Origin of the sequence: Nonomuraea solani, from assembly GCF_900108335.1 — a bacterium.
Taxonomy (GTDB): domain Bacteria; phylum Actinomycetota; class Actinomycetes; order Streptosporangiales; family Streptosporangiaceae; genus Nonomuraea; species Nonomuraea solani.
In genome coordinates, this window is sequence record NZ_FNVT01000012.1 from 305,219 (window position 1) to 329,467 (window position 24,249).

26 protein-coding genes are annotated in these 24,249 nt (G+C 70.3%); 10 read left to right on the forward strand and 16 right to left on the reverse strand.

What is annotated here, in order from left to right; genetic code table 11:
* Nucleotides 1-33 precede the first annotated feature (33 nt).
* Entirely contained in the window at nt 34-477 is a 444-nt protein-coding gene (locus tag C4V41_RS36490) for a DUF2000 domain-containing protein (RefSeq protein ID WP_103960528.1), read from the reverse strand.
* A gap of 114 nt (nt 478-591) precedes the next feature.
* Between C4V41_RS36490 and C4V41_RS36495 the strand changes: the two genes are divergently transcribed.
* Nucleotides 592-1,086 carry an Lrp/AsnC family transcriptional regulator gene (locus C4V41_RS36495; protein ID WP_103960529.1) on the forward strand — a complete coding sequence of 165 codons (495 nt, stop codon included), beginning with the start codon at nt 592-594 and terminating at the stop codon, nt 1,084-1,086.
* Nucleotides 1,087-1,220: 134 nt separating this feature from the next.
* Here the strand turns inward: C4V41_RS36495 and pip are convergent, their stop codons facing one another.
* A complete protein-coding gene (pip, locus tag C4V41_RS36500) occupies nt 1,221-2,171 on the reverse strand; it encodes a prolyl aminopeptidase (protein WP_103960530.1) in 951 nt (316 codons plus the stop codon).
* 556 nt (nt 2,172-2,727) lie between these two features.
* Here pip and C4V41_RS36505 point away from each other — a divergent pair.
* From C4V41_RS36505 to C4V41_RS36515, 3 genes are all read left to right on the forward strand, one after another.
* Nucleotides 2,728-3,522 carry a hypothetical protein gene (locus C4V41_RS36505; protein WP_103960531.1) on the forward strand — a complete coding sequence of 265 codons (795 nt, stop codon included), beginning with the start codon at nt 2,728-2,730 and terminating at the stop codon, nt 3,520-3,522.
* A 57-nt stretch (nt 3,523-3,579) separates the two neighbouring features.
* On the forward strand, nt 3,580-4,032 hold the full coding sequence (locus C4V41_RS36510; protein WP_103960532.1) for a hypothetical protein: 453 nt from the start codon (nt 3,580-3,582) through the stop codon (nt 4,030-4,032).
* Between the two features lie 104 nt (nt 4,033-4,136).
* Nucleotides 4,137-4,520: an MmcQ/YjbR family DNA-binding protein gene (locus C4V41_RS36515; RefSeq protein ID WP_103960533.1), complete on the forward strand. Its 384-nt coding sequence runs from the start codon at nt 4,137-4,139 to the stop codon at nt 4,518-4,520.
* An 11-nt stretch (nt 4,521-4,531) separates the two neighbouring features.
* On the opposite strand, the gene C4V41_RS36520 is transcribed toward C4V41_RS36515, so the two are convergent.
* A complete protein-coding gene (locus tag C4V41_RS36520) occupies nt 4,532-4,792 on the reverse strand; it encodes a Rid family hydrolase (RefSeq protein ID WP_200824460.1) in 261 nt (86 codons plus the stop codon).
* A 17-nt stretch (nt 4,793-4,809) separates the two neighbouring features.
* Here C4V41_RS36520 and C4V41_RS36525 point away from each other — a divergent pair, with 17 nt between their 5' ends.
* A complete protein-coding gene (locus C4V41_RS36525; RefSeq protein WP_103960534.1) occupies nt 4,810-5,385 on the forward strand; it encodes a LysR family substrate-binding domain-containing protein in 576 nt (191 codons plus the stop codon).
* Here the strand turns inward: C4V41_RS36525 and C4V41_RS36530 are convergent.
* Nucleotides 5,319-6,524: a cytochrome P450 family protein gene (locus tag C4V41_RS36530; protein WP_160150509.1), complete on the reverse strand. Its 1,206-nt coding sequence runs from the start codon at nt 6,522-6,524 to the stop codon at nt 5,319-5,321. The genes C4V41_RS36525 and C4V41_RS36530 overlap by 67 nt on opposite strands.
* Before the next feature lie 305 nt (nt 6,525-6,829).
* Between C4V41_RS36530 and C4V41_RS36535 the strand changes: the two genes are divergently transcribed.
* Entirely contained in the window at nt 6,830-7,312 is a 483-nt protein-coding gene (locus C4V41_RS36535) for a GNAT family N-acetyltransferase (RefSeq protein WP_200824461.1), read from the forward strand.
* A 136-nt stretch (nt 7,313-7,448) separates the two neighbouring features.
* Here the strand turns inward: C4V41_RS36535 and C4V41_RS36540 are convergent, their stop codons facing one another.
* The gene (locus C4V41_RS36540) at nt 7,449-8,270 is read right to left on the reverse strand and encodes a helix-turn-helix transcriptional regulator (RefSeq protein WP_103960536.1); all 822 of its coding nucleotides are present in this window, start codon (nt 8,268-8,270) and stop codon (nt 7,449-7,451) included.
* Nucleotides 8,271-8,325: 55 nt separating this feature from the next.
* Nucleotides 8,326-8,472 carry a hypothetical protein gene (locus C4V41_RS62205; RefSeq protein WP_160150510.1) on the reverse strand — a complete coding sequence of 49 codons (147 nt, stop codon included), beginning with the start codon at nt 8,470-8,472 and terminating at the stop codon, nt 8,326-8,328.
* Nucleotides 8,473-8,720: 248 nt separating this feature from the next.
* Between C4V41_RS62205 and C4V41_RS36545 the strand changes: the two genes are divergently transcribed.
* A complete protein-coding gene (locus C4V41_RS36545) occupies nt 8,721-9,821 on the forward strand; it encodes an NAD(P)-dependent alcohol dehydrogenase (RefSeq protein ID WP_103960537.1) in 1,101 nt (366 codons plus the stop codon).
* On the opposite strand, the gene C4V41_RS36550 is transcribed toward C4V41_RS36545, so the two are convergent.
* Nucleotides 9,805-10,971: an MFS transporter gene (locus tag C4V41_RS36550; RefSeq protein WP_103960538.1), complete on the reverse strand. Its 1,167-nt coding sequence runs from the start codon at nt 10,969-10,971 to the stop codon at nt 9,805-9,807. The two genes, C4V41_RS36545 and C4V41_RS36550, sit on opposite strands and share 17 nt — an antisense overlap.
* A 111-nt stretch (nt 10,972-11,082) precedes the next feature.
* Between C4V41_RS36550 and C4V41_RS36555 the strand changes: the two genes are divergently transcribed.
* From C4V41_RS36555 to C4V41_RS36565, 3 genes are all read left to right on the forward strand, one after another.
* Nucleotides 11,083-11,301 (forward strand): cold-shock protein, encoded by a 219-nt coding sequence (locus C4V41_RS36555; protein ID WP_103960539.1) that lies wholly within the window; start codon nt 11,083-11,085, stop codon nt 11,299-11,301.
* 62 nt (nt 11,302-11,363) lie between these two features.
* Entirely contained in the window at nt 11,364-12,335 is a 972-nt protein-coding gene (locus C4V41_RS36560; RefSeq protein ID WP_103960540.1) for a nucleoside hydrolase, read from the forward strand.
* A gap of 159 nt (nt 12,336-12,494) precedes the next feature.
* A complete protein-coding gene (locus tag C4V41_RS36565; RefSeq protein WP_103960541.1) occupies nt 12,495-13,694 on the forward strand; it encodes an MFS transporter in 1,200 nt (399 codons plus the stop codon).
* A gap of 132 nt (nt 13,695-13,826) precedes the next feature.
* Here C4V41_RS36565 and C4V41_RS36570 read toward each other — a convergent pair whose 3' ends face one another.
* The 9 genes from C4V41_RS36570 to C4V41_RS36610 all read right to left on the reverse strand — a co-directional run bounded on the left by C4V41_RS36570 (nt 13,827) and on the right by C4V41_RS36610 (nt 24,223).
* On the reverse strand, nt 13,827-14,576 hold the full coding sequence (locus tag C4V41_RS36570) for an alpha/beta fold hydrolase (RefSeq protein ID WP_103960542.1): 750 nt from the start codon (nt 14,574-14,576) through the stop codon (nt 13,827-13,829).
* A 17-nt stretch (nt 14,577-14,593) separates the two neighbouring features.
* Nucleotides 14,594-16,030 carry a serine/threonine-protein kinase gene (locus C4V41_RS36575; RefSeq protein WP_103960543.1) on the reverse strand — a complete coding sequence of 479 codons (1,437 nt, stop codon included), beginning with the start codon at nt 16,028-16,030 and terminating at the stop codon, nt 14,594-14,596.
* Between the two features lie 6 nt (nt 16,031-16,036).
* Nucleotides 16,037-17,452, reverse strand: coding sequence for an ABC transporter substrate-binding protein (locus tag C4V41_RS36580; RefSeq protein ID WP_146103921.1), 1,416 nt, complete (start codon nt 17,450-17,452; stop codon nt 16,037-16,039).
* A 24-nt stretch (nt 17,453-17,476) separates the two neighbouring features.
* Entirely contained in the window at nt 17,477-18,259 is a 783-nt protein-coding gene (locus C4V41_RS36585; RefSeq protein WP_235030597.1) for a GlxA family transcriptional regulator, read from the reverse strand.
* A gap of 182 nt (nt 18,260-18,441) precedes the next feature.
* Nucleotides 18,442-18,927: a peptidoglycan-binding domain-containing protein gene (locus C4V41_RS36595; protein WP_160150511.1), complete on the reverse strand. Its 486-nt coding sequence runs from the start codon at nt 18,925-18,927 to the stop codon at nt 18,442-18,444.
* A gap of 271 nt (nt 18,928-19,198) precedes the next feature.
* A complete protein-coding gene (locus C4V41_RS61000; RefSeq protein ID WP_146103922.1) occupies nt 19,199-19,414 on the reverse strand; it encodes a hypothetical protein in 216 nt (71 codons plus the stop codon).
* 54 nt (nt 19,415-19,468) lie between these two features.
* Nucleotides 19,469-20,680 carry a S8 family peptidase gene (locus C4V41_RS36600; RefSeq protein WP_103960546.1) on the reverse strand — a complete coding sequence of 404 codons (1,212 nt, stop codon included), beginning with the start codon at nt 20,678-20,680 and terminating at the stop codon, nt 19,469-19,471.
* 123 nt (nt 20,681-20,803) lie between these two features.
* Nucleotides 20,804-22,870, reverse strand: coding sequence for an NACHT domain-containing protein (locus C4V41_RS36605; protein ID WP_160150512.1), 2,067 nt, complete (start codon nt 22,868-22,870; stop codon nt 20,804-20,806).
* Between the two features lie 150 nt (nt 22,871-23,020).
* Entirely contained in the window at nt 23,021-24,223 is a 1,203-nt protein-coding gene (locus C4V41_RS36610) for a YcaO-like family protein (RefSeq protein ID WP_160150513.1), read from the reverse strand.
* Between the last annotated feature and the right edge of the window lie 26 nt (nt 24,224-24,249).

Sequence of the window (24,249 nt, forward strand, 5' to 3'; positions counted from 1 at the left end):
CCAGTGCCACGAATGACACATTTCGGGCACCAGCTAGCGCAGCAGCGGCAGCCGGCCCGTGAGCCCCTCGACCAGGGCGCGCGGGCCGAACAGGCTGACCGCGAGGTAGGAGGGCTCCTCCGTGCGGGCCAGTTCGGCCAGGTATTCGTCGTAGACGTTGGTGCGCTGGGCGAGGTTCGCCATGTCGCTGACGACCAGTTCGGACAGGGCGGCGGCGTCGTTCCTGATCCGGCCGACGATCGCGGCGGGGGCGGCGAGCACCGTGCAGCCCGTCCACGGCAGCCCGGCGTGCGCCAGCCCGGAGGCGTCCACGCCGCCGGACCCGACGATCGCCGGCACGGAGACGCCTACGGAGGCGGCCAGGCAGGCGGCGGCGTTGGCCTGCAGGCCGCGCGGCAGGTCACGGTCGATGATGATCGCCCACTTGACCGTGAGACTCTTGGTGGGCAGGTCGGTACGGCGTTCGAGCACGTTCATCGTGGGATCCCTTCTCCGAAGTTCACCCAGCAGGCTCACACCGCAGCCGTTATATCACCAACTCCATGACCTGATTTCCGAAGGAAGTTCGGAAAATCGTGCCAGGATACGTATGTGGACGAACTTGATACGGCCATACTCACCGAGCTGCAGCGCGACGGCCGCCAGACCAACCGGGAGCTGGCCGAGCACCTCGGCATCGCCCCCTCGACCTGCCTGGAGCGGGTGCGCTCACTGCGCGAGCGCGGCGTCATCGAGGGCTTCCACGCCGAGGTCAACCTCGACGCGATCGGCCGGCCCGTGCAGGCGCTGATCAACGTACGCCTGCATCCCAAGATCCGCGAGGCCGTCGAGGGCTTCCGCGACTACGTGGCCGGCCTCCCCGAGACGCTGGCCGTGTTCGTCGTGTCGGGCGGGGACGACTTCATCATCCAGGTGGGCGTACGCGACGCGGGCCACCTGCGCGACTTCGTGCTCGACCACGTGTCGCGGCACCGCAACATCGCCGACGTACGCACCTCGCTGGTCTACGACCACATCCGCAAGACGTCGGTCGAGGTGCTGCCGCCCGAGAAGCCCTCGCGCCCGCGCACCGGCCGCAAACGTTAAATAGGTGGTGGCCGAATGGCGCGGTAAGTACGGTTGTGGCAGGTCAGCGAGCCCGCGGCTCACCGTTCGTTTCGACTACGGCGAGGCGATGGCACCGGGGCACCGTCCTGTCCCCAGAGCCGCGGGTTCGCTCCCTACCGGGTGGCGAACTCGTCGACGGCCTCGAAGATGGCCTTCCGCATCGCCTCGCTGCCGGTGTGCCCCGAGTCCTCGATGACGACCAGCTTGGCGTCGGGCCAGGCCTGGGCGAGCTCCCAGGCGGTGATGAGCGGGCCGCCCATGTCCTGGCGGCCGTGGATCAGCACGCCGGGGATCCCGGCCAGCCGGCCGGCCTCGCGCAGCAGCACGCCCTCCTCCAGCCAGGCGCCGTTGGAGAAGTAGTGCGAGCAGATCCGGGTCATCGCCATGACGGCGTCGGCTGGCCGGTCGCTGTAGGCGTTCGGCTTGCCGTTGGACTCCATCGAGATCACCGCGTCCTCCCAGGTGATCCAGTCGATGGCGGCCTTCTCACGGACCTGGTCGTCGGGGTCGGACAGCAGCCGCGCGTACGCCTTCAGCAGATCTCCGTCGCGGTCCTCTTCGGGGACGCCCTGCCTGAAGCGCTCCCACGCCTCGGGGAAGAAGCGGCCGACGCCCCGGTAGAGCCAGTCGATCTCGGAGCGGCGGGTGGTCGTGACCGCGACGATGACCATCTCCGAGACCCGCTCCGGATGCGCCTCGGCATAGGCCAGGATCAGGGTCGACCCCCACGAACCGCCGTACAAGAGCCACTTGTCGATGCCGAGGTGCTCGCGCAACCGCTCCATGTCGGCGATCAGGTGGCGGGTGGTGTTGTTGGTCAGGTCGGTGGCCGGGTCACTGGCGTGCGGCCGGCTGCGGCCGCAGTTGCGCTGGTCGAACAGCACGATCCGGTAGCGCTCCGGGTCGAAGGTACGGCGCATGTTGATCGAGCAACCCGATCCGGGGCCGCCGTGGACGACGAGCGCGGGCTTGCCCTCCGGGTTGCCACAGACCTCGTAGTAGACGAGATTGCCGTCGCCGGTGTCGAGCATGCCGTGCTCGTAGGGCTCGATCGCGGGATGCAAAGGGACTCCTCTCCAGAATGTAACAGCGCTTCAATATAGAGGAGTCCCTTCGCCACGTGCTAGCCGACCTTGGAGGACGCAGCCGTCCAGGCGTTGCACGAGGCGGGGTCACCGGAGGCGAACCCGCGCTTCATCCAGTAACGACTGTTGGCCGCCTTCGGGATGATGGGCGGCTTCCCTGGGGGGGTTGCCCTGGATCAGGGTCACGAGTTCCTTCCAGTCCTTGGTGGAGCGACCCTTCAGCGGCCAGACGCTCTTCAGGAAAGCGGCGCCCAGGCACTCCGACTGAAGCGTCAGTAGAGCGGGTTCGCGGTGAGCGTGGCGTCATTGATGGGATATGACGTCGTTTCAGCGGTGGCCGTTCCAGCCGAGGGGGCCATCAAAGCGGCAGCCAGTGTGGCTACCGGTAGAAATTTCACGAGGCGTGACAATAGGGGCATTTGGCCTCTACAGCAACGCGGTAAAGAGGGCTAGATCCAACTATGAAGTAATTGAACCACCACTAAGGGTACTGATCGCAGCGATAAGCAGATCATCCATCTAGTGGGGGAGCATCATGTACAAGCAGGCCATTGCCGTATTCACCGCCACCTCCGCCGTTCTGGCGGCGAACGCCTGGCCGGCGCGGGCGGACGGCGGGAACACCGCCCTCGCCGCGCAATGCAGTAATCGCGATGCCATCAGCATCAACGTGTCGCCGCCTCCGCCATTGACGGGAACCGTCCGGGCCGAGGACATCAGAGGGCTGCTCCAATCGATGGTCGCGGGTACGTCCCTGCAGGGGTTCTTCTCCCCTGGGCTGGACATGCCGGACGTCGGCCTGGACGCGCCGGCGGCCCCGGGTCTCGCGCCGATCGCCCCGCAGCCGCACGCGACCCCGGGCCTGGCCCCCTTGGCCCCGCAGCCCTATGCGGCGGCGAGCCCGGGGGCTGACGCGGCGGCGCCCGGCGAGCTCTCCCCTGCCCGCACCATGCTGCAGGACCTGGTCAGGCGGGCGCTGGCGTGTGTCGGTCAGCCCGGCGCCGCCCCGGGCACGATGGCGATGCCGCCCTTCACCATCCCGCAGTTGCTCGAAGCCCTGGTCACCACCCCTCCGGCCGCCTGCGCACCGGCCACGGCCCCGGCCGCCTCCACCCCCGCCGCCGCCGGCGCCCCGGTAGAGGCTCCTGCCACCCCGGCCGCGAGTCCCGCGTCGGTGCTCGATGCGCTCGGCGTCCAGCGACTGCTCGACACGCTGCTCACCCACCCGGCGGCCTGCGCGAACCTCGCGCCGCCGGCTCCCGGCCCGGCCACCTCGCTGCTGGACGCCATCGGGATCACGGGCCTGTTCCACGAAATGACCGGTGACTGACTCCGGCCGCCGGCACTACCCTCGTGCACCTGTGACAGGGGACGAAGGGAACACGACATGGCGGACAGGCACCCCGTACTGGCCCGGCTCGACCCGCTGATCGGCCGCTGGACCGTCAAGCTGAAGGTGGACGGCATGGGCAGCGGGTGGACGGAGTTCGCCTGGCAGGACGACGGGATGTACCTGCACCAGCGTTCGGGCGTCGAGCCACTGCCGACCGCTCCCAAGGAGTGGCGGGAGGACGCGCCGTCCTCGACCACCTCCGTGATCGGGCTCGACGACGCCTCGGAGGAGCTGACCATGCTGTACGCGGACGCGCGAGGGGTCCATCGCGTGTACCGGATGACGCTGGCCGACGGCGTCTGGCGGATCTGGCGGAACGCGCCGGGGTTCTTCCAGCGCTTCCACGGGACGTTCAGCGACGACGGCGACACCATCGACGCGCGCTGGGAGATGTCGGAGGACGGCGAGAACTGGCACGTGGACTTCGAGCTGACCTACACGCGGTAGGACCCGGGTTCGCCGGATCTTCAGGGGGAAAACTGGGGTTATGAGGCTTTCCCTCGCGGGCGGCGTCGTCGCCAAAGCCGCGCGCCGGTCGAACGAGTAGCTCGATGGGCTGGACGGAAGCGGACGTCGAGCGGGCGCACGAGCGCCTGCTCGAACTGACCGCCGGGCTGCCCGGCGTGGTGGCCGAGGAGGCGTACGGGCACGTCGCGTACCTGCTGGGCCGCAGGCGGATCGCGTGGCTGTTCATCGACCACGGGGGCGACGGACGGCTCGCACTGTGCGTGAAGGCGCCGCCCGGCGAACTGGAGGCCCTCGTCGCCGCCGATCCGGCCCGCTACTTCCGCCCGGCCTACGCCGCCGGCTGGGTGGGCGTCGAACTGCACACCGTGACCCCGGACTGGGCGGAGGTCGGCGCGCTCCTGGAACAGGCGTGGCGCATGCTGGCCGGCCGCCGCGAACGCACCGCCTACGACGCCGAACACCCGTAGCGCGCGAACGGTCACGGGCGCCGGGCGTACACCTCGATTTCGATCTTCATGCGGGGGTCGGAGAGGCCGCACACGAGCATGGTGGCGGCCGGGCGGACCGGGCCGAAGCACTCGCGGAGGACGGGCCAGCAGGGCTCGAAGTCGGCGCGGTCGGGCAGGAGGTAGCGCACGCGCACCACGTCGGCGAAGCCGCACCCGGCCTCCGTCAGCGCGGCGCCGATGTTGCGCAGGCACTGCCGGGCCTGCTCCACCACGTCGTCGGAGATCGTCATCGTCGCGGTTTCCCGCGGTGCGCATCGAGATCCACGAGATGACCACGGCACCACAGCTGATCGCGCTGCGCGAGCGGCGGATCGACGCCGGGCTGCTGCGGGAGCCGCCGGAGGACGAGCCGGAGCTGGGGTTCGCGACCGTGCTCACCGAGCCGTTCGTGGCCGTGCTGCCGGCCGCGCACCCGCTGGCGGCGCGGCGCGCCGTCGAGGTCGCGGAGCTGGCCGGTGAGCCGTTCGTGCTGCTGCCGCGCGCGGAAGGCCCGCGGCTGCACGATCGCATCGTCGCGATCTGTGCGGCCGCGGGCTTCGTTCCCCGGGTGGCGCAGCGGGCGGTGGAGTGGCAGACCGTCTGCGGGCTGGTCGAAGCCGGGCTGGGCGTCTCACTGGCGCCCGCGAGCATCCGCCGGATCCGGCTGAAGGGGGTGGCCTTCCGCCGGATCGTGCCCGGCGCCCGTACGAGTGTGGCCGTCTCGTGGCGCGGGGATGATGAGAATCCCCTGGTCGCCGCCTTGCTCAGGACAATTGATCAGGTCGGCGGGCCGAGGGCGACGGGGAGTTCCACCGGGCCTTCGGTGATCAGCGACGTGGAGTAGACGATCTCGTCCTCGCGTACCGCCAGCCGTAGCTCTGGGAAGCGGGCGAACAGCGACGACAGCGCGATCCGCGACTCCAGCCTGGCCAGCGGCGCGCCGAGGCAGAAGTGGGGCCCGCGGCCGAACCCGAGGTGGGCCTCCGGCTCGCGGGCGATGTCGAACCGCCCGGCCGCGTCGCCGAACCTGGCCCGGTCCGTACCCGCGCCGCCGATCGAGACGATGATCGGATCACCGGCGGGAATCGTCGTCCCGGCCACGTTCACGTCCTGTATCGGATAGCGGAAGAGCACGTTGATCACCGAGTTGCGGCTGCGCAACGCCTCCTCGACCACCTGCGCCCAGGAGTCGTCCTTCCGCGCGGCGGCCAGTTGCCCGGGGTCGGTGCACAGGGCGACGATCGTGTTCGCGATCAGGTGCACGGTCGTCTCGTGCCCGGCGATGAGCACCAGCCACAGGATCCACAACATCTCGTTGTCGGAGAGCCGGTCGCCGTCGTCCTCCTGCGCCCGGATGAGGTCGGTGGTCAGGTCGTCACCGGGCTCGCCGCGCTTGCGCTCGATGAAGGCGGCCAGGTAGCCCGTCAGCTCGCCTCCCGCCTTGATGGCCTCCTCCGGCGTGGTCGTGTGCGACAGCAGCGTGTTGGTGCACGCGCGGATCAGGTACCGCTCGCCCTCGGGCACGCCGAACAGCTCACAGATCACCGCGACGGGCAGCGGCTCACTGAAGTGCCAGACGAGGTCCACCACGTCGGCCTTCTCGTCCGCCAGCTCGTCGAGGAGTTCGTCGGTCATCTGCTGAATGCGCGGGGCGAGGGACTGCACGCGTGCCGGCGTGAAGGCGCGGTTGATGAGGCTGCGCAGCCGCCGGTGGTCCGCGCCGTCCTTCGTCAGCAGGTGGTCGCCCTCGATGAGCTGCCGGATGGGCCAGTCGGGAGGGACGGTGCCGTCGTGCAGCGCGGTGAAGTTCCGGGGGTTCTTGCTGTACAGGATGCCGTCGTTGGCGAGGACCTGGTCCACCGTCTCGTACGACGACACGACCCAGGCGCCGACCTTGCCCGGGAGTTCGACGGGGATGACCGATCCCCCTTCGTCCCGGAACCGGCGGATCGTCTCGGACGTCCGTTCGCCAGGGACCGGCATTTGCCGAGGTTCCATAGAAGATCTCCAATGTGCGGTTTGTCCTTCAACTGTCCGCGCCGCCCCCGTACGGGCCAAGGCGCTTCGTTGTCACCGCCAAGGCGTCGGCACCTGTCGATCACGCCACATCCCGCCACCTCCGCGGCTACCTCCGCGAAAGCCGCACGACCGCGCTGATCAGCGGCGGGCCGCCGACGATCATGAGCGGGCCCGTGACTCGTCCGAAGCGACGCCGGGACCGGCGAGTCCGCATCCGGCCACCCGGGACGTGAACATTCCTCCGGTACGGAGGTGCGTAGGGTGTCCGGGTGGACACCATTGAGACCCCGCTCGTCGTGCTCCTGCCGCTGAGCACGGAGCACGCCGACGAGATGGCCGTGACACTCTCGGATCCGGAGCTGCACACGTACACGGGCGGTGCGCCGCTCACCCCACAGGAGCTGCGGGCCCGCTACGAGCGGCTGGTCGCGGGGCCGGAGGGGTGGCGCAACTGGGTGATCTGGCTGCGCGAGGAGAAACGCCTGGTCGGCTACGTCCAGGCCACGATCGACGGCCGTACCGCCGAGGTCGGCTGGGTGATCGGCACGCCGTGGCAGGGCCGCGGCCTGGCCACCGTGGCCGCCCGGGCCCTGGTCGGGTGGCTGGTGAAGCAGGAGATCGACACGGTCGTCGCGCACATCCACCCGGACCACGCGGCCTCGGCCGCCGTCGCCGCGTCGGCCGGCCTGCGCCCCACCGACCGGTGGCACGACGGCGAGGTGCGCTGGGAGCGTACCGGCGGGCCGGCGTGAACGAGATCGAGCTGATCGCAGCGGCCGGCGACGCGCCCCTTCCCTGGCGGCAGCCAAACGGTTCCTGGGCGCGAACACGGACCATGGACACGCGTAGTTCGCCGATCCCCTGGTTCGTGTTCACGGCCGCCTGTGGTCAGGTGGCGAGCAGGCGGAGCGCGGCCTCCGAAGGGGAGCCGGGCTCGGCGTTGTAAACGGCTACCCGCTGCCCGTCGTCGTTGGGCAGCGTCATGAACTCGGTCGTCAGCGCCATCGTGCCCACCAGCGGGTGGCGCAGGACGCGTGCGCCGGTCTCGCAGTCGGCCACCGGGTGGGCCGACCACAGGTCCGCGAACTCCGTGCTGGCCGCGCTCAGCTCGCCGACCAGGCGTTCCAGCTCCGGGGCGTCCGGGTAGCGGCCGGCGATCAGGCGCAGGTCGGCGACCGTGGAACGGGCCTTGCCGGGCCAGTCGGCGTACAGGTCGCGCATGCGGGGGTCGAGGAAGAGCAGGCGGGCGATGTTGGGACGGTCTGCGGGGCGGGCCGGGGCGTCGAAGTCGAGGTGGCCGGCCAGCAGGGCGTGGGCCATCGGGTTCCAGGCGAGCACGTCGGTGAATCGGCCCATGACCAGGGCGGGAACGTCGCCGAACGATTCGATCATGAGGCGGACGCCTGTTCTTACCTGCTCCGGCCCGTGCGTGGCCGGCTTGGGGCGGGCCAGCGTGTACAGGTGGGCGCGCTCGGCCTCGTCCAGCCGCAGGACGCGGGCGACGGCGTCGAGGACGGCGTCGGAGGCGTTCGGGCTCTGGCCCTGTTCGAGGCGGGTGTAGTAGCCGGCGCTCACCCCCGCGAGCTGGGCCAGCTCCTCACGCCGCAGACCGGGCACCCGGCGGCGACCCCCAAAGACGGGCAGACCGAGCTCCTCGGGACGCAGCAGCGCCCGCCGCGACCGCAGGAACTCCCCCAACTCCGTCTGCACCTGGCCATTGTCCCGCACAACGGGCCCGATGGGCCGTGCTGGTGGCCAAGGTGAATTAGGTCAGGTCCGTTACACCGCACACGTCGCAGCGGTACAGCGTGCCCCGGCCGTCCTCGCCGAACTCACTCCACGCGTGGGCGTTGCCCGCCAGGTTCAACGGGTCCCCGGTGCAGACGGGAGTGGGCACAGCGGTTGATGGCATGGAGTCTCCAAGACGTAGGGTGCGTGCGACGTGCGGACTACTGCCCAAATCAAGACATTTCAAACCTTAAGCACCGAATGTCGGCCGATTCAGGGGTGATTCCGCTCTCATCTGGCCCGTGCGCGATCGGCGTCACGGCCGGCGAGCTGCCGTCCGCCGAACTAACCGGAAGGTCAGGTAACCGCACGGAGGTTCTCGGCCTATGTTGCCGGTGAGACCCCACCTTCATCGGCAGAAGGAGTCGTACCGTGCGCATCACAGCGGCCCTGACCGAGACCCGAGGCGCGCCCTTCGCCCTGACCCCCCTCGAACTGGACGACCCCCGGCCGGGCGAGGTCGTCGTGCGGATGGTCAGCTCCGGCGTCTGCCACACCGACCTGATCATGCGCGACCAGTGGTACCCGGTGCCGCTGCCGGTGGTGCTCGGTCACGAGGGGGCGGGGGTGGTGGAGGCCGTCGGCGACGGCGTCGGCCACGTGGTGCCCGGCGATCACGTCGTGCTCACGTTCAACTCCTGCGGCGACTGCGGCATGTGCGACCACGGCCGTCCTGCGTACTGCGACGGGTTCTTCGGCTGCAACTTCTCCGGCGCGCGCCCCGACGGCAGCTCGCCCCTGCGTCGCGTGGGCGGCGGTAGCGTCCACGGCGTCTTCTTCGGCCAGTCGTCGTTCGCGACCCACGCCCTGGCCACCGAGCGCAACGTCGTGAAGGTGGACAGGGACGCTCCCCTGGAGCTGCTCGGCCCGCTGGGCTGCGGCGTCCAGACCGGCGCGGGCGCGGTGCTCAACTCGCTCGACCCGCCGGCGGGCAGCAGCCTCGCGATCTTCGGTACGGGCTCGGTCGGCATCAGCGCGATCATGGCGGCCGTCATCGCGGGCTGCTCCCCGATCGTCGCCATCGACCTGAACGAGCGGCGCCTGGAGACGGCCCTGGAGCTGGGCGCCACGCACGCGATCGACGCCGCCACCGACGACCCGGTGGAACGGCTGCGCGACCTCACCGGCGGCGCCGACTACACCCTCGAGACCACCGGCGTGGCGAGTGTGCTGCGGCAGGCGGTCGACGCGCTCGGCAACGGCGGCACCTGCGGCCTGATCGGCGCCGCCGCCCTCGGGACCGAGGTCTCGCTGGACATGTCCGCGCTGCTGTTCGGCCGCAGTGTGCGCGGCATCGTCGAAGGTGACAGCGTGCCGCGCCGGTTCATCCCCCGGCTGATCGACTTCCACCGGCAGGGCCGGTTCCCGTTCGACAGGCTGATCAGGACGTACGCCTTCGAGGACATCAACCAGGCGGTCGAGGACTCCGAGAAGGGCACCACGCTCAAGCCGGTCCTCACCTTCGCGGGCTAGGCCGGCTGTCGGCGGCGGCGTTCGCCCTGGTGAGCGGCCAGGCCGTGAGGAGCGCGACCAGCCCGCCGCAGATCATCACGGTGGTGACCTCGGTGGCGTCCACGACAGCGCCGCCGAGGAGCGCCCCCAAGGCGAAGGTCGCCTGGAACGAAGAGGTGAAGACGACGGTGGCGGCCTCCGGCGTCCCTGGGGCCGCGTTGATGAACCAGGTCTGGGAGCAGACGGGCACGCCACCGTAGGCCAGGCCCCAGACGACCAGCAGCACGACGGCGCCGGCGGGCGTGGTGCCGGCCAGGGGCAGCAGCAGGGTGGCGGCGGCGATCAGGCCGCCGCAGGTCAGGAAGGCGAGGCGGGGGCTGGTCGCGACGGCCCTGCCCGCCAGGAAGTTGCCGGCGATCCCGGCGGCGCCGTACACCAGCAGCACGCCGCTGACGGCGGCGGGATGCAGGCGCGTGACCTGCTCGAGAAAGGGCGTGACGTAGGTGTAGGTCCCGAAGTGCGCGAGGACGATCAGGAACGTGGCCAGCAGGGCGATCTTCGTACCCCGCTCACGCAACAGTCCGAGCAGCACACCTGAGCTGGTCACCTGGTGAGCCGGCAGCCGTGGCAGCACCCTCAGCAGGGCGAACAGCACCAGAACGGACAGCGCCGCCAGGACGGCGAAAGCGGTGCGCCACCCGGCCAGGTGGCCGATGAAGGTCCCGGCCGGCACCCCCAGGACGGATCCCAGCGGCACGGCCGAGAAGATCACGGCGGTGGCGGTGGCCACGGCGGACGGCGGCACGAGGCGCCCGGCCAGCCCGGCGGCGATCGACCAGAAGCCGCCGATGGTGAGCCCGACGAGCACCCTGGAGACCAGCATGACCCCGTAAGAGCCGGCCACCGCCGCCAGAACGTCGGCGACGGCGAGCACCGCCATGAGGGCGCAGAGCATCACCCGGCGGTCGAGGCGGGCGGTGGCCACGGTGAGGGCGGGGGCGGCGACGGCGGCGACGATGCCGGGCAACGTCATGGTCAGCCCGGCGACGCCGTCGGAGACGCCGAACTCGGCGCCGATGGTGGTCAGCAGGCCGATGGGCAGGATCTCGCTGGTGACGATGGCGAAGATGCCCAGCGTGAGGGACGCGACGGCGAGTTTGGTGGTGGCCATGGTTCCGTTTCGGACGAGAGCACGTGAACGATGGCAACCAGCCAATCAACCGTGAAACCCCATACACCGGCCGTTTTCAGACCACACCATGAGGCGTGCCAGGATGTCGCCATGGCGGATGGCGTGGTGAAGATCTGGAAGATGGAAGAAGGGTGGGGCGTGATCGCCTCACCTGACCTGCCCGCGGGGCACGACGCCTGGGCTCACTTCAGCGACATTCTGGCGGAGGGCTACCGGGCGCTGGAGGCCGGCCAACGGGTGGAGTTCGAGATCGTCCAGCGTGAGCAGGACGGCTTCGCCTACGTCGCGACCAACGTCCGCGCGCTCTGACCTCGGGCCCGATTCCCTGCCGACATCTGTGCCGTCACCTCGAAGAGGGAAAGGAAGCGCCTGTGAGCCGGAAGGTCATCCTGGACGTGGACACCGGAACCGACGACGCGGTCGCGATCATGTTCGCGGCGCTGCATCCCGATCTCGACCTGATCGGCGTCACCACCGTGAACGGCAACGTCCCGCTGGAGAACACCACCGACAACACGCTGCGGGTGCTCGACTGGATCGGCAGGTCCGACGTCCCGGTGTTCGCGGGCCTGGCCCGCCCCATCGCCCGGCTCGATTTCCCCTTCGACAAGCACTTCGAGCGAGACTCCGGCAACGACCCGCACGGCAGCGCGCTGCCCATTCCCGAGCCGCGCAGCACGCGCCAGGACACCGGCGCCGTCGAGTTCCTCGTCGAGACCCTGCGGTCGGCCACCGAGCCGATCACCCTGGTTCCGGTCGGCCCGTTGAGCAACATCGCCACCGTGCTCGCCATCGATCCCGCCCTGACGGACGCGGTCGACGAGATCGTGATCATGGGTGGCGGTCATGCGGTGACCAATGTGACCGCGTCCGCCGAGTTCAACATCTGGGCCGACCCGGAAGCCGCGAACATGGTCTTCTCCGCCGGTTTCCGGCGCCTCACCCTGGTGCCGCTCGACGCCACCTACCAGGCGCTCGTCACGCGCGACACCTGCGCCAGGCTGGAAAAGTCGGCGACGCCGGCCGGGATCGGGGCCGCCCGGTTCATCTCCCGGCGCATCGACGCCTACGACGGCACCGTGACAACCGCCGGCGCGGCTCCCGTACACGATGTCGTGTGCACCGCCTACCTCGTACGGCCCGAGGTCATCACCACGCGCCGCCTGCACGTCACCGTCGACACCACCAGCCCCCTCACTGTCGGCCGGACCGTGATGGACACCCGGCTCGGCAGCACCCAGGAGCCCAACGCGGACGTCGCCTTCGGCGCGGACCCGCGGCTGCTGGCCGACCTGCTCCTCGACGTCTTCACCTCTGTTATCGTGCGAACCGAAATAACCTGAAACAAGAAATTCCTGCCCGGTGATGGAGTCGGCGTGGGGGCGTGTGTCCCCGCTCCACGCCAGCACTGGACGGTTCCAGGCGATGACCACGGGTCGATGAGTTTTCGGGCGCCGACGACCCCGGGTGGCTCGCCCCGCCGGGCAGTCGAGGGGACACGCATGTCGTCGGCGACCTACCGTAATTTGCTGCGCGCTCCTGGGGCCGCGGCCTTCTTCCTGACCGCCGCCCTGGGCCGGGTCGGAATCGCGATGACGAGCCTGGGCATCGTCTGGCTCGTGTACGGCGCCACCGGCTCCTACGCCGTCTCCGGCCTCGTGACCGGGGGCTTCGCGGTCGCCGAGGCCCTGGTCGGGCCGCAACTGGCCCGGCTGATCGACCGCTTCGGCCAGACCCGGGTGCTGCCGCCCGCGCTGCTCGCCCACGCGGCGGCGGTGGGCGCGCTGCTGGCCGCGGTCCACGGTGACGTGCCGGCCTGGCTGATGACCGCGAGCGGTGCGCTGGCCGGCGCCACCATCCCGCAGCTCGGCGCGCTGTCGGCGGCCCGCTGGGCGACAATGCTGCGCGGCGAGCGGGCCGCTGAGTTGCGTACCGCCTTCTCTCTGGAGTCGCTCGCCAACGCGACGGCCTTTCTGGCCGGCCCGTTCCTGGTCAGCGCTTTGGGGGCGGCCGGGTATCCCACGCTCGGAACCCTGCTGGCCGCCGCGCTGATCTGCTCGGGCGGGCTCGCTCTCGCCACGCAGCGCCGTACCGCGCCGGCGCCGGAGTCCAGCGCGGTCGAGCGCCGCCGGGCGGGACGCTCGCTCGTACGGCCCGCTTTCGTCGTGCTGGTCGGCCTCAACGTCTCCATCGGCCTGTTCTTCGGGGCCTCGCAGGTCTCGACGACGGCCTTCACCGTTCAGCACGGCGCGGCGGACGCGGCGGCGCTGATCTTCGCGGCGTCCAGTTGCAGCGGCCTGCTGACCGGCTGGCTGTACGGGCTGTCCCGGTGGCGGGCGGCGTCGCAGGTGCAGCTCGTGGTGGCCGTGTCCGGGCTGGCACTGGCGAGCACGCTGCCGCTGACGGTGGGCTCGCCGCTCGGCCTCGGGTTCGTCAGCGTGCTGACCGGCGGGACGATTCCCCCGATTCTGGTGCTCCTCTCCGTGCGCGCCGAAAGGACCGTCCATCCGGCCGTGCTGACCCAGGCGTTCACCTGGCTGAACTCCGCCTGCGCCGCGGGCTCCGCCGCCGCGGCGGCACTGTCGGGCTGGGTGGCGGACGCGTCCGGCGCGCGCTACGGCTTCGCGGTCGCCACCTCGGGCGCCGTCGTGATGGCCGCACTTGCCCTGATCGGCTCCCGCGCGAAATCGCCTACTCCGTGATCCACGGCGCCAGTGCGATCACCCGGTCCACGGCCCGCGGGTGATCAGCACCCGGCGCCCTGGTCACGCAGCCTGCGCGCGGGCCGGCATCGGCCCCAGGACGGCTCCCCGGCTGATCCCGTCGGTGTATCCCTAGGCGAGGAAGGCCGCCACGTCGCTCGCGAACCTCTTGTGGCGGAACGTCCCGAGGTGGCTGGCTCCCGGATAGATCAGCACCTTGCCGTTCGGCAGGCCGTCCGCGGTCTCCCGGAACAGCTCCGGGCTGTAGGCCAGGTCGCGCTCACCCCCGACGACCAGCGTGGGCGTACGCAGGCCCGCGAGCCGGCCGCGTACGTCGAAGGAGTCCTCGGCCTGCGCGAAGCGCAGCATGTCCATGGGGTCGGCGGGGCGGATGGCCGGGTCGGCCAGCCACATCATCGCGGCGAAGAACGCCCTGGTGAGCGGGTTGCGGCCGGCCAGCGGGGCCAGGTGGTGTGCGCCCCGGCGGCCCGCCGCGACGGCCTCGGTGTAGCGGAGCTGGGCCCGCCCGGTGTGCTCGGGCAGGACGCAGGCGGCCCCGGCCACCACCATCCGGCGGACCGCGTCCGGATGGTCGGCGGCCAACTGCAGCGCCAGGGAGCCGCCCGAGGACATGCCCAGCACGTTCACCGGCCGCCCGAACCGCCCGGCCAGAGCCTCGGCGTGCTGTGCGGCGAGCTCGGCCATCGTGATGCCGGACGGCAGGCCCGGCGGCCTGTTGACCGCGTGCACCCGGAAGTGCCGGGCCAGCGCCTTCAGGACCGGCCGCTCGCCGGTGCTCAGTTTGGCGGAGTGCTCGGGCGCGAACCAGCGCAGCACCACCAGGGGTTCACCGGCGCCCAGCGCCAGCCAGGGGAGATCCATGTCCTCCAGTCTGCGCCCTAATCCGGGCGTTTCTGCTCGATGGCCGCGGCCACGGACGCCGCCGCGCGCTCGATGGCCTTGGCGCCGGATCGGGGGCCGGTGTAGCTGAGGGTGGCCGTGACGTTGGCCATGCGGAACACCATGTTGGCCGTGTACGTGCCGTTCCCCGCCCGGTGGACGGAGGCGAACGACTCCTCGCCGACCACGGGCTTCTTGAAGAACTTGATGTCCGGATGCTCGTCCCGGAGGCCCTGATAGGTCTGCCTCGCACCGGTGAGGTTGGCCTTGGCCGCCTTGATGGTGGGGACCCGATAGACCGCGACGGTGGCGTAAGAGCCGTTGACGCCGAAGTACTGGCATATTTGCGGACTGCGATCGTCTCTTTGGAGCCCGGCGCCGAGCAGCGCACGTACCTGAGCGGCTTTCAGCACGCAGGAACGCAGTCCGGCCCCGAACAGCGGCTTCGCGGCCGCCGTGGACGGTTTGGCGGTGTGGGCCGGCTGCTCAGGGGTCGCGCCGGGGACCTCGGGGCGGGTCATGCCCCAGATCACCGCACCCGCCGTCACGCACAGCGCGACCGCCACCGCACCGCCCACGACGGTGAGCCGGCGCCGCGCGGGAGCGGCCCGCCGCGCGGTGGGCCGGGTGACCTGGGGAGCCTCGCCCTGAAGCCACGCCGACGCCTGTTGCGGAGTGCAGCGCCGCTGGGGGTCCTTCTCCAGCAGCGCGGCGAGGACGGGAGTCAGCGGGCCCGCCCGCTGCGGGGGCGCGGGCTCGCGCAGCAGTACGGCGGCCATCACCGCCGCCGCGTTGGGCCCGGTATAGGCCGCTCTGCCCTCCACCGCCATGTACAGAGTGGCGCCCAGCGACCACAGGTCGGCCTCCGGGCCGTCGGCCTCGCCGCGCAAGCGCTCCGGCGCGATGTAGCCGGGAGAGCCGTTCAGCAGGCCGGTCTGGGTCAGCGCGGCGTCCCCCGCCACGGTGGCGATGCCGAAGTCGGTCAGCAGCACCCGTCCGTCCTGCGTCATCAGGACGTTGCCCGGCTTGACGTCGCGGTGCAGGACCCCCATCGCGTGCGCGGCGCCCAGCGCGTCGAGCACATGCCGCCCGGCCCAGGCGACCTGGGCGGGCGGCAGCGGTCCGTCCTCGCGGACGATCCGGTCGAGGGAACGGCCGTGGACCAGCTCCATCACGATCCACGGCCGGCCGCTGTCCATGACGACGTCGTGCACCGTGACGATCGACGGATGCGAACGCAGCCGCGCCGCGGCCCGGGCCTCACGCAGGGTCCGTTCGGTCAGGTCCCTCCTGGCCGCCTCGTCCAGGTCGGCGGGCAGCCGCACCTCCTTGACGGCGACCTGCTGACGCAGCAGTTCGTCGACGGCCAGCCACACCGTGCCCATGCCGCCCTGACCCAGTTGCGACATCAGCGAATAACGGCCCGCCAGCAGCATCGTCACTCAGCCCGCGAGTAAGGCGTTGGTCTCGGTGATGAACTTCTGCACGGCCTCGTCAGGGGTCATCCGGTTGAAAATGACCTCTTCTGAATAACGCCGGAGAATGCTCTCCATCGCGCTGGAGCCCTTCGGCGGGGCGGCCGGCGGATCGGCCAGTTCGTCCTGGATCTCCTTCACGAACGCCACCGTCTTCTGGTCCACGGGCGGCAACTTGGCGCTGACCGCCGCCAGCACCTTCTCATTGGCCGGCAGACCGCGGTCGCTGAGAATGTCCTGGCCGGCCTCGACGTCGTTGACCATGAAGTCGATGAACTTGGCCGCCTCGGCTGCGTGCTTCGACCTGGCGGAGGCGGTGTAGAACATGGCCGGCTGCAGGAACATGCCGCCGGTCCTGGCGCCCTCGATCTTCGGCATCCGCAGCAATTCCAGGTTCTGGCCCGACGCCTTGGTGGCCGCGCCGAGAACGTTGCTCCACATCATCATCGTCGCGCCGGTATTGGTGCCGATCAGCGTCTGCTCGATGCCGGCCTCATAGATTTCGGTGCTCTTGGCGGCGTTGGGAGAACCCTTGGTCTCGATCAGGCTCTGCGTGATGCCCCACCATTCCTTGATGGTCTGCGCGGACATCCCGAGTTTGTTGCCGTCGTAAAGCTGCTCACCCTTTTGCGCGGCATAGATCTGCAGGTACGCGGGGTGCCAGATCAGCTGTGTGCCCGTGATCTTGCCGCCGCCACCGGCGCTGACCTTGGCGCACAGCTCGACGTACTGCTCCCAGGTCCACGTCTTGTCATCGGGCATCGTGGCCTTGGCCTGCTCGACCAGGGCCGGGTTGATCACCATGGAGAAGGCGTTGACGCCGGTGGGGACGGCGTACTGCTTGCCGTCGACGACGCCGGTGGACAGCACCTCGCCGTCGATGTCGGCGGTGTTGACCTTGGAGGCCAGGTCGGCCAGCGTGCCGCGTTCGGCGTATTCGCGCAGCCCACGGATCTCCAGGGTCATGACGTCGGGCGCGTCCCGGCCGGCGACCTGCGTGGACAGCCGGTCGTAGTAGCTCGGGAAATCGGAGATCTCACCCTGGACATCGATATTGGGGTTCTTCGCCTCGAACTTCGCGATGGCCGCATCCGTCATCTTCTGGCGCGCGTCACTGCCCCAGTAGGAGAAACGCAACGTGACCCGGCCATCGGCACTCTCGCCACCGCCACCGCAGGCCGCGGTCACCGCCAGCACGGCGGTGGCGAGCAATGCCGCCGACCAGATCTTCTTGCCAGAGCTCACGGCTCGACCTCCTATGGGTCCTCTATTGGGGGGTGGAAGGGACTTTTTCGGCACTGCGCTGCCCATAGCATGGATCAAGGGACCGACGTTAGCGCGATGAACCGTGAGGATCCATACCACTTCGCTACCGAACGTCACTCTGGAACCGCGACCTCGGCGAGGTCAGCGATCGCCCGCCGCCTGAAAGGTGCGGCGGTACGCCTGCGGCGAAACACCGATCGCGACGTGCAGATGCTGCCGCAACGACGCCGCCGTCGCGAAGCCCACCCGCCCGGCGATCTGCTCGACCGGCAGATCGCTGGACTCCAGCAGCTCCCGCGCCCGGGCGACCCGCTGCTGGATCAGCCACTGCCCCGGGCTCATCCCCACCTCGTCCTGGAACCGGCGCGCGAACGTCCGCAGGCTCATCCGGGCATGCCCGGCCAGATCGGTCAGGGTCAGCGGCTCGTCCAGCCGCTGGAGCGCCCACTCCCGCGTGGCCGCCGTCCCGGCCGCCGACGGCTCCGGCACCGGCTGCTCGATGTACTGAGCCTGCCCGCCGTCCCGCCAGGGCGGCACGACACACCGGCCCGCGACACGGTTGGCCACCTGGCTGCCATGGTCCTTACGGACAAGGTGCAGGCACACGTCCACCCCGGACGCGGCCCCCGCCGAGGTCAGGACGTCGCCGTCATCGACGAACAGCACGCCCGCGTCCAGCGCCACCTCGGGAAACAGCTCCCGGAACCGGGCCGCCAGGTTCCAGTGCGTGGTGGCCGGACGCCCGTCGAGCAGCCCGGCGGCGGCGAGCGTGAAGGCGCCGGTGCAGATGGACACGATGCGCGCACCGGCCGGGAACAACGCGAGCGCCGCCGCCACCGGCGCCGGAATCCGCGCCGAGACCGCCGGCACGTACGAGCTGGCGGACGCGGCGAAGGCCCACGAACTCGGCGAGACGGGCCGCACGGCGGGAAAACTGGTACCGACTGTCCCGAGGGGGCGGCCCGGCGGAAACGACAAGATCCCCGCCCGATCAGGATGATCAGGCGGGATCCGTCGGCTTCAGTCCAGCCGTGTCAAGAAGAGTCCCCTGCCACGGGACCTGCCGCCCCTGGGCAGGGGACGTCGGCCGGGCGTGAAGAACACGCTCACATGCCGGCTCCCACCGGCACCTTCTCCAGCCATGCCTCCTTCCAGGTGTCCTCGTCGATCTTGCCGGTCACCGGCAGACCCTTGAACTCCTGTAGCTCCTTGCAGATCGTCTCCGTTTGAGAGCCGAAGTCCCCGTCGACCTTGAGGTCCTTCCAGCCGCGGTTGTTGACCTGCCGCTGCCACTTACGGACGTTGTCGCCCTTGTCGCCCTTCTTCAGGACGTGGTCGGGCGCCGGCGGCGCTTTCGTGCTGCCCGCGGTCCAGGTGGCGTTCCACGTGTTCTTGTCGACGTCGCCGTTGTCGGGCAGGCCGTGCTCCATCTCGAAGTTGGCGCACAGACGCCTGCTCTCCTCGCCGAACTTGCCGTCGACCACGATGTGCCAGCCGCGGTCCCTGAGCTGCTGCTGCCACACCCTGACCTCGGGCCTTTTGTCGATCGGCGGGAAGGATAGTGCGGGAGGGTGGAATTCCGGAGCCGTCATGGCTACCTCCTTGATGCCGGATGGCGGATCCCACGGGGCGGTCTGTCTCCTGCCGCCTAAGATCGCGGGCCGTCCATTTGTGCGGGGCTCCCAGAGGGTGCCCCGCATATCCAGGACATCACGGAAAAGTCGGAAAAACATCCGACATAGATGCCTTTTGGGGTGGCTGTTGCCATATTAAGGGACGCGACGTTAGGCATTAAAAAAGCGACCAGGACCGATTGCAAGAGGGCGCGCCGGCCACCGACCGGCGCGCCCTCGCATGGACTACCTACAGGTAGTAGTAGACGTCCACAGAGCCGTCAGGGCAGTTGGAGAAGGCGGCCTCGCCCGCACCCTGCGCAGGGTCCACGTTGACGAATGCCGCAGCGTCGTCACGATTCGGAAAATTGTCCACGTTCCAGACTTTGATGGACTGGTCGAGACCTTGACTCCTTTTGGTGCTGTTCGCACGCGAGCGCTTGTCGATATCAATGGAAGACGACATGGATAATTCCCCCCGTTGTTCGTTCTCTTACCGGTGAATACGCGGGCTCGCTCTTTACGGAGCCCGCACCAGGCCGACGCCCCGGTCCGCCACATCGACGCCGGTGGCCAGTGGGCTGACGACGGCGCCCGCGAGCAGCCGCGCGATGACCGTGGACGAGGTCGCCGGCAGCGGCGACTTCGTCACCTCCTCCCACCACAGCGCCGCGACACCCGCGACGTGCGGCGTGGCCATGCTCGTGCCGCTCAGGGAACGCAGGCCGCCGCCGTTCCGCGCGGAGACCACGCCCACTCCCGGTGCGCTGACCTGCGGGAAGGTGTTGGAGAACGGCGCGATGATCAGGCCATTGCCGGTGGACGACTGTGCCAGCGCACCCACGGCGATGACGCCCTCCGCGGCGGCGGGCAGCGACACGGCGATCTCGAAGTCCGGCCCGCTCTGGCGCTCGCTCTCGTTACCGGCGGCGGCCACGACGACGGTGCCGGGACCGATGGCCCCGCGCGCGGCCACCATCCGCATGAGCGCGTCGAAGAGCCGCAGGTTCGCCCGGTATGCCTCCAGGGCGAGCGACGTGGCGAACTTGGGCCGGCGTCCCGCGTCGACCAGCCGCTGGACCATGCCGGGGAAGTCGAATCCCAGGGACATCGAGATGACATGGGCACCCTGATTCAGCGCCCATTCCAGGCCGCGCAGCAGACCTTCGGTGTCGCCGCTCCCATCGTCGGCGAGCACCTTGCCGATCAGCGCCCGGGTCACGCCCGGAGCGACGCCGATCCGGGTGCTCTCCACCGCCCGGCCGAAGATGGTGCCGGCGCAGTGCGTGCCGTGTCCCTGTTTGTCGCCCAAGCCTGAGCCGCTGAAGTCCTCCTGAATGAGGGTCACTCCGGTGAAGGCGGAGTGGGTGGCGTCGATGCCGGTGTCGAGGACGGCCACGACCGTGTCCGCTCCCGTCCGGGTTGTGACGTCGGCGCCCACGGCCTTGACACCCCACGTCGCCGCGGCGGCGGCCGCTTCGGCCTCCGCCCGCCCATCGGCTCCGTCCTCGATCGGCTGGATGAGCATCGTCGGCATGACCGGTGCCACCGCCCGTACCTCCGGGTCACGCGACACGTCGCGCAACTCGTGCTTGGCGAGCTCGACCACCTCCACATGCGGTTCGCTGCCGACGGCGAACCCCTGCGACGGGCCGCCCGCCCGCGCCGACTCCAGCGGACTCGCCGTACGCACGCCGCTCATGTCGCGCAGCACGCTGTATCTCTCACCCATGGCCTTCTGCCCTCACTCGACGTCGTCCACCAGGAACGTGGCACCGGTCCTGTCGGCCCCACCGGAACATGCCCCTGACCGGTTCTGCCGGTTGCCAAGCCATGCTGAAATGCGCCCAATGCTTCAACGAAGCGGCACCGTGTCCGCGGGCCTGTCCTGGTGCGCGGCCAGCTCGCGGGTCAGATGCTGCTGGAGCTCGATGTGCCGGAACTGGTAGTACGGCCCCTCCGTGCGCAGCAGGCCCAGGCGGTGCGCGTCGTCGAGGAAGTCCATCGCCCGCAGCGGCAGGCTCCCCCTGGTGGCCAGGCGGGGAACGGTCAGGTTGAAGGCCAGCCAGGCGTGGTGCCGGCCCAGCATGAGCCCGAACAACAGGCCCAGCAGCCCGCCGATGATGCCCACGCTGAGGCTGAGCCGGCCCCACATGATGGCCGCCGCGGTGATCCCGACCACGAGCCCGCCGGCGATCCGGATCATGGTCAGTTTGCGGTCCGCGCGCCAGGTCGAGCGCGGGGATCTCGCGCCGGCGTCCGCGGCCGGACGCTCGACCCACTGGGTCAGGCTGAGCATGACGACGAACCCGATTCCCGACAGCAATCCGACCTGCCACGCGGCTGTCGCACCCGCCGTCGTACCCCTGAGCAAGGTGCCGGTCAGCCAGCCGATGAGCGCGCCCAGCGCGCCGACGAAGAGCCCCGGGCGCAGCACCCTGAACAGCTCGACGAACCGGCCTCGCACGTGGAAGTCCGCGTGCCCCGGCGACTCCCTGAACCAGGCGCCGGTCGTGAGCACGATCGCGAGCATGCACAGCGCACCGAGCCCGGCGGCGGCGTGCGGGATGCCGCCCGCGAGGGTGAAGGCCACGCACACCACCACGCCGACCGCGATCCCGCTCCAGAACCGCACAGACCGGTTGGGGGTGTGGCGGGCCAGATGCCACCATGCCAGGTCCCTCGTGTCCTCCTCGCTCACCGAGAGCTCACGGCACAGGTACGTCAGCCAGCGATCGACCTGCTCCGGCGTCCACGCGTGCTGCGGGCGGAAGGGCTGCGCGGGACCGTCGGCCGGTGGACATGTGCTCACCAGAGCGGGGATGAGACCGTCGCACAGGTGGTCGTGCAACTCGGCGGCGCTACCCCGCCCGTACTCCAGCAAGGGCGCCGGGTCCGCGCGGGTGGCGATGTAGGTGACACGGACCAGCCACAGGCCCAAGGAGGTCGCGGCCACTTCGGCCAGCGCGGGGGCGGACCCCGTGCGCAGCGACCGCAGCACGTCGGACCAGGCGGGACGGGGCACAGGGGGCAGGCAGGCCTGGAGATAGTCGGCCGCGGCGGCGGGGCCCATGGGCTGCGGCTCGATGACCGCCGCCGCCGTGAGGACGTCGCCGAGCTCATCGACCGATTCGGCGAACTGCTCTGTGCGGCAGGTCAGGATGAGCTGATCGTTCTCGCACATCGAACGGTTCAGAGCGCGCAGCATGTCGGTACGCGCGTGCTCAGGCAGTTCGTCCAGCCCGTCGATGACGGGCAGCACCTCGCCACGGGCCGCCAGCGCCTCGGGGATGCCGGGACCGAGCGCTTCCGCGCGCAACGCCGGATAGTCCGTCGTCATGCTCGACGCCAGCCAGTCCTGCAACCGCGGATGGACCTGATCGTCCCAGCGGGCGGCCGACAGCAGCACGGGCACGCGCTCGTCCGGCTCCCGCGTCCGGAGCAGTTCGAGCACCAGTTGCACGGCCAGGATCGTCTTGCCGGTTCCCGGACCTCCCAGGATGACCAGCCGCCGGCTGGGCAGGGCGCGGAAACCGCGCGCCATGTCCTTGATGTGCATCGCCAGGCCGGGAAAGGACACGGTGCCCTTGGCGATGATCCCGGGGTGGTCGACGAGTTCACGCCGCTCGGTGGAGCGCCAGGGCAGCGGCATGGGCTCGGGATCGCCCAGCGAGCGCAGGGCCGTCTCCCCCCGCCACTGCTGGGCCACCAGACCGGCGAGGACGTCCTTCGCGGTGTCGATGTCGGCGGAGGTCGGGGCGCGCGCGGGCGTACGGTATCCACGCCACGAGGACAGGAGCTGCGCGAAGCCGTTCCCCAGCATGATCACGCCGGTGATCGCGGTGAGGACCTGGAAGGTTCCCGCCGTGCTCGCCGGAGTACCGGAGAGCTGCATCGCGAGGACGAAAAGCACGAAAGTCACAGCAAGGAACAGGCCGCCCCAGATGAACCACCTGCCGGCCTTCCGCTGCACATTTTGTTCCGACATAAATCCATTGTGTGCATATATGACCCGGATAATGGGACTGGCATATGCATGCCCACGGTTGATCAATCGGAAAAACGGGCCAGGCTATTCAGCGAAATACCCATCTTTCGCGGCATCCCGTCCCCTGCGTCCAGGAACGACGAGGTTACCGTCGGTGACCAGCATGAATCTCTCCAGGCCCGGCACCATCACGTGCACGGCGACCACACCTCGCGGCAGGGCGCACACGACCCTGGCGTAGGCCGTGAAGCCCCGCGCCGCCAGCGTCGCGGACACCCTCCGCACCTGTACGCCGGGCGCCGCCGCCACCGGCTCGGCAGCGGGAAAGGGCACCACACGCGCCTCGCGCAGGACGTCGGTGAGGTCGAAGCGCCCGCACGCGGCCAGCACGGGATGCGCCGCCGGCCCACGGTGCGCGCCTCCGCCCAGAGTGGTCTGGACGAGCTCGGTGAGGGCTCGCCATGCCGCGTGGGCCGGGCTCAGCGACGTCCCTGAGCCGCGCCGGTGCGGATGGCGGGACGTGGGAGCCGTGTACGCCAGCATGGTCGGAACACCGAGGTCACTGGTGATGTCCAGCAGGTGGACCGGGGAGCCGGTCACCTCGGCCGCCGCCGCGTACGCTCGTGCGACGTCGTACGGCAACGTGCCCGGATCGATGAGCACCGGCCGGAAGGGGGGCCCGCCGAGAAAGGCGCGCACCAGCGTGAGGGACAGGGCGTCGCGCTCGATGGTCTCGTTGAGCGCGTGCAGCACCGCCTCCGCCGCGGTGACGCCGACGGCCGAGCCGCTGTTGCAGCTATAACGCATGAGGTGGGCGTAGTCGCAGTCGTCACCGGCCCGCTCGCGCATCGGCGCCGCGCCGGTCTCGACGTACCAGGGCGACGACAGGAACAGCGGCACCAGCGCGTCGTCTCCGCCGGTCAGGGCACGATAGCGCCGGCACGCCATCCGCCGTCCCGGCATGCCGCCCAGCAGCAACGCGCACACGTCCGCGCGCAGCGGCCCTGCGGCGAGCGCGGCGGCGGGGGCGGGCTCCACGGTGTCCGGATCGAACCTGGCCGGCCCCGTCAGGTAATGCTCGACGGCCTCGAACAGCGCGCCCAGCCGGGCCTCCCGCCTGCCGCCCTTGCCCATCCCGCAGGCCACCGGCAAGGACTCCGCCTCGCTCCGCAGCCCGCACCACCAGACGGCCGGATCGCGGCCGCCGCCCACGTCGAAGAGCTCCGCCCGCAGACCGAGCGCGCTCAGCGCCGCCGCCGAACGCCGTCCGGCCTCGGCGAGCGGCACCTCGCGCTCCATCGGGGGGCGGGCCG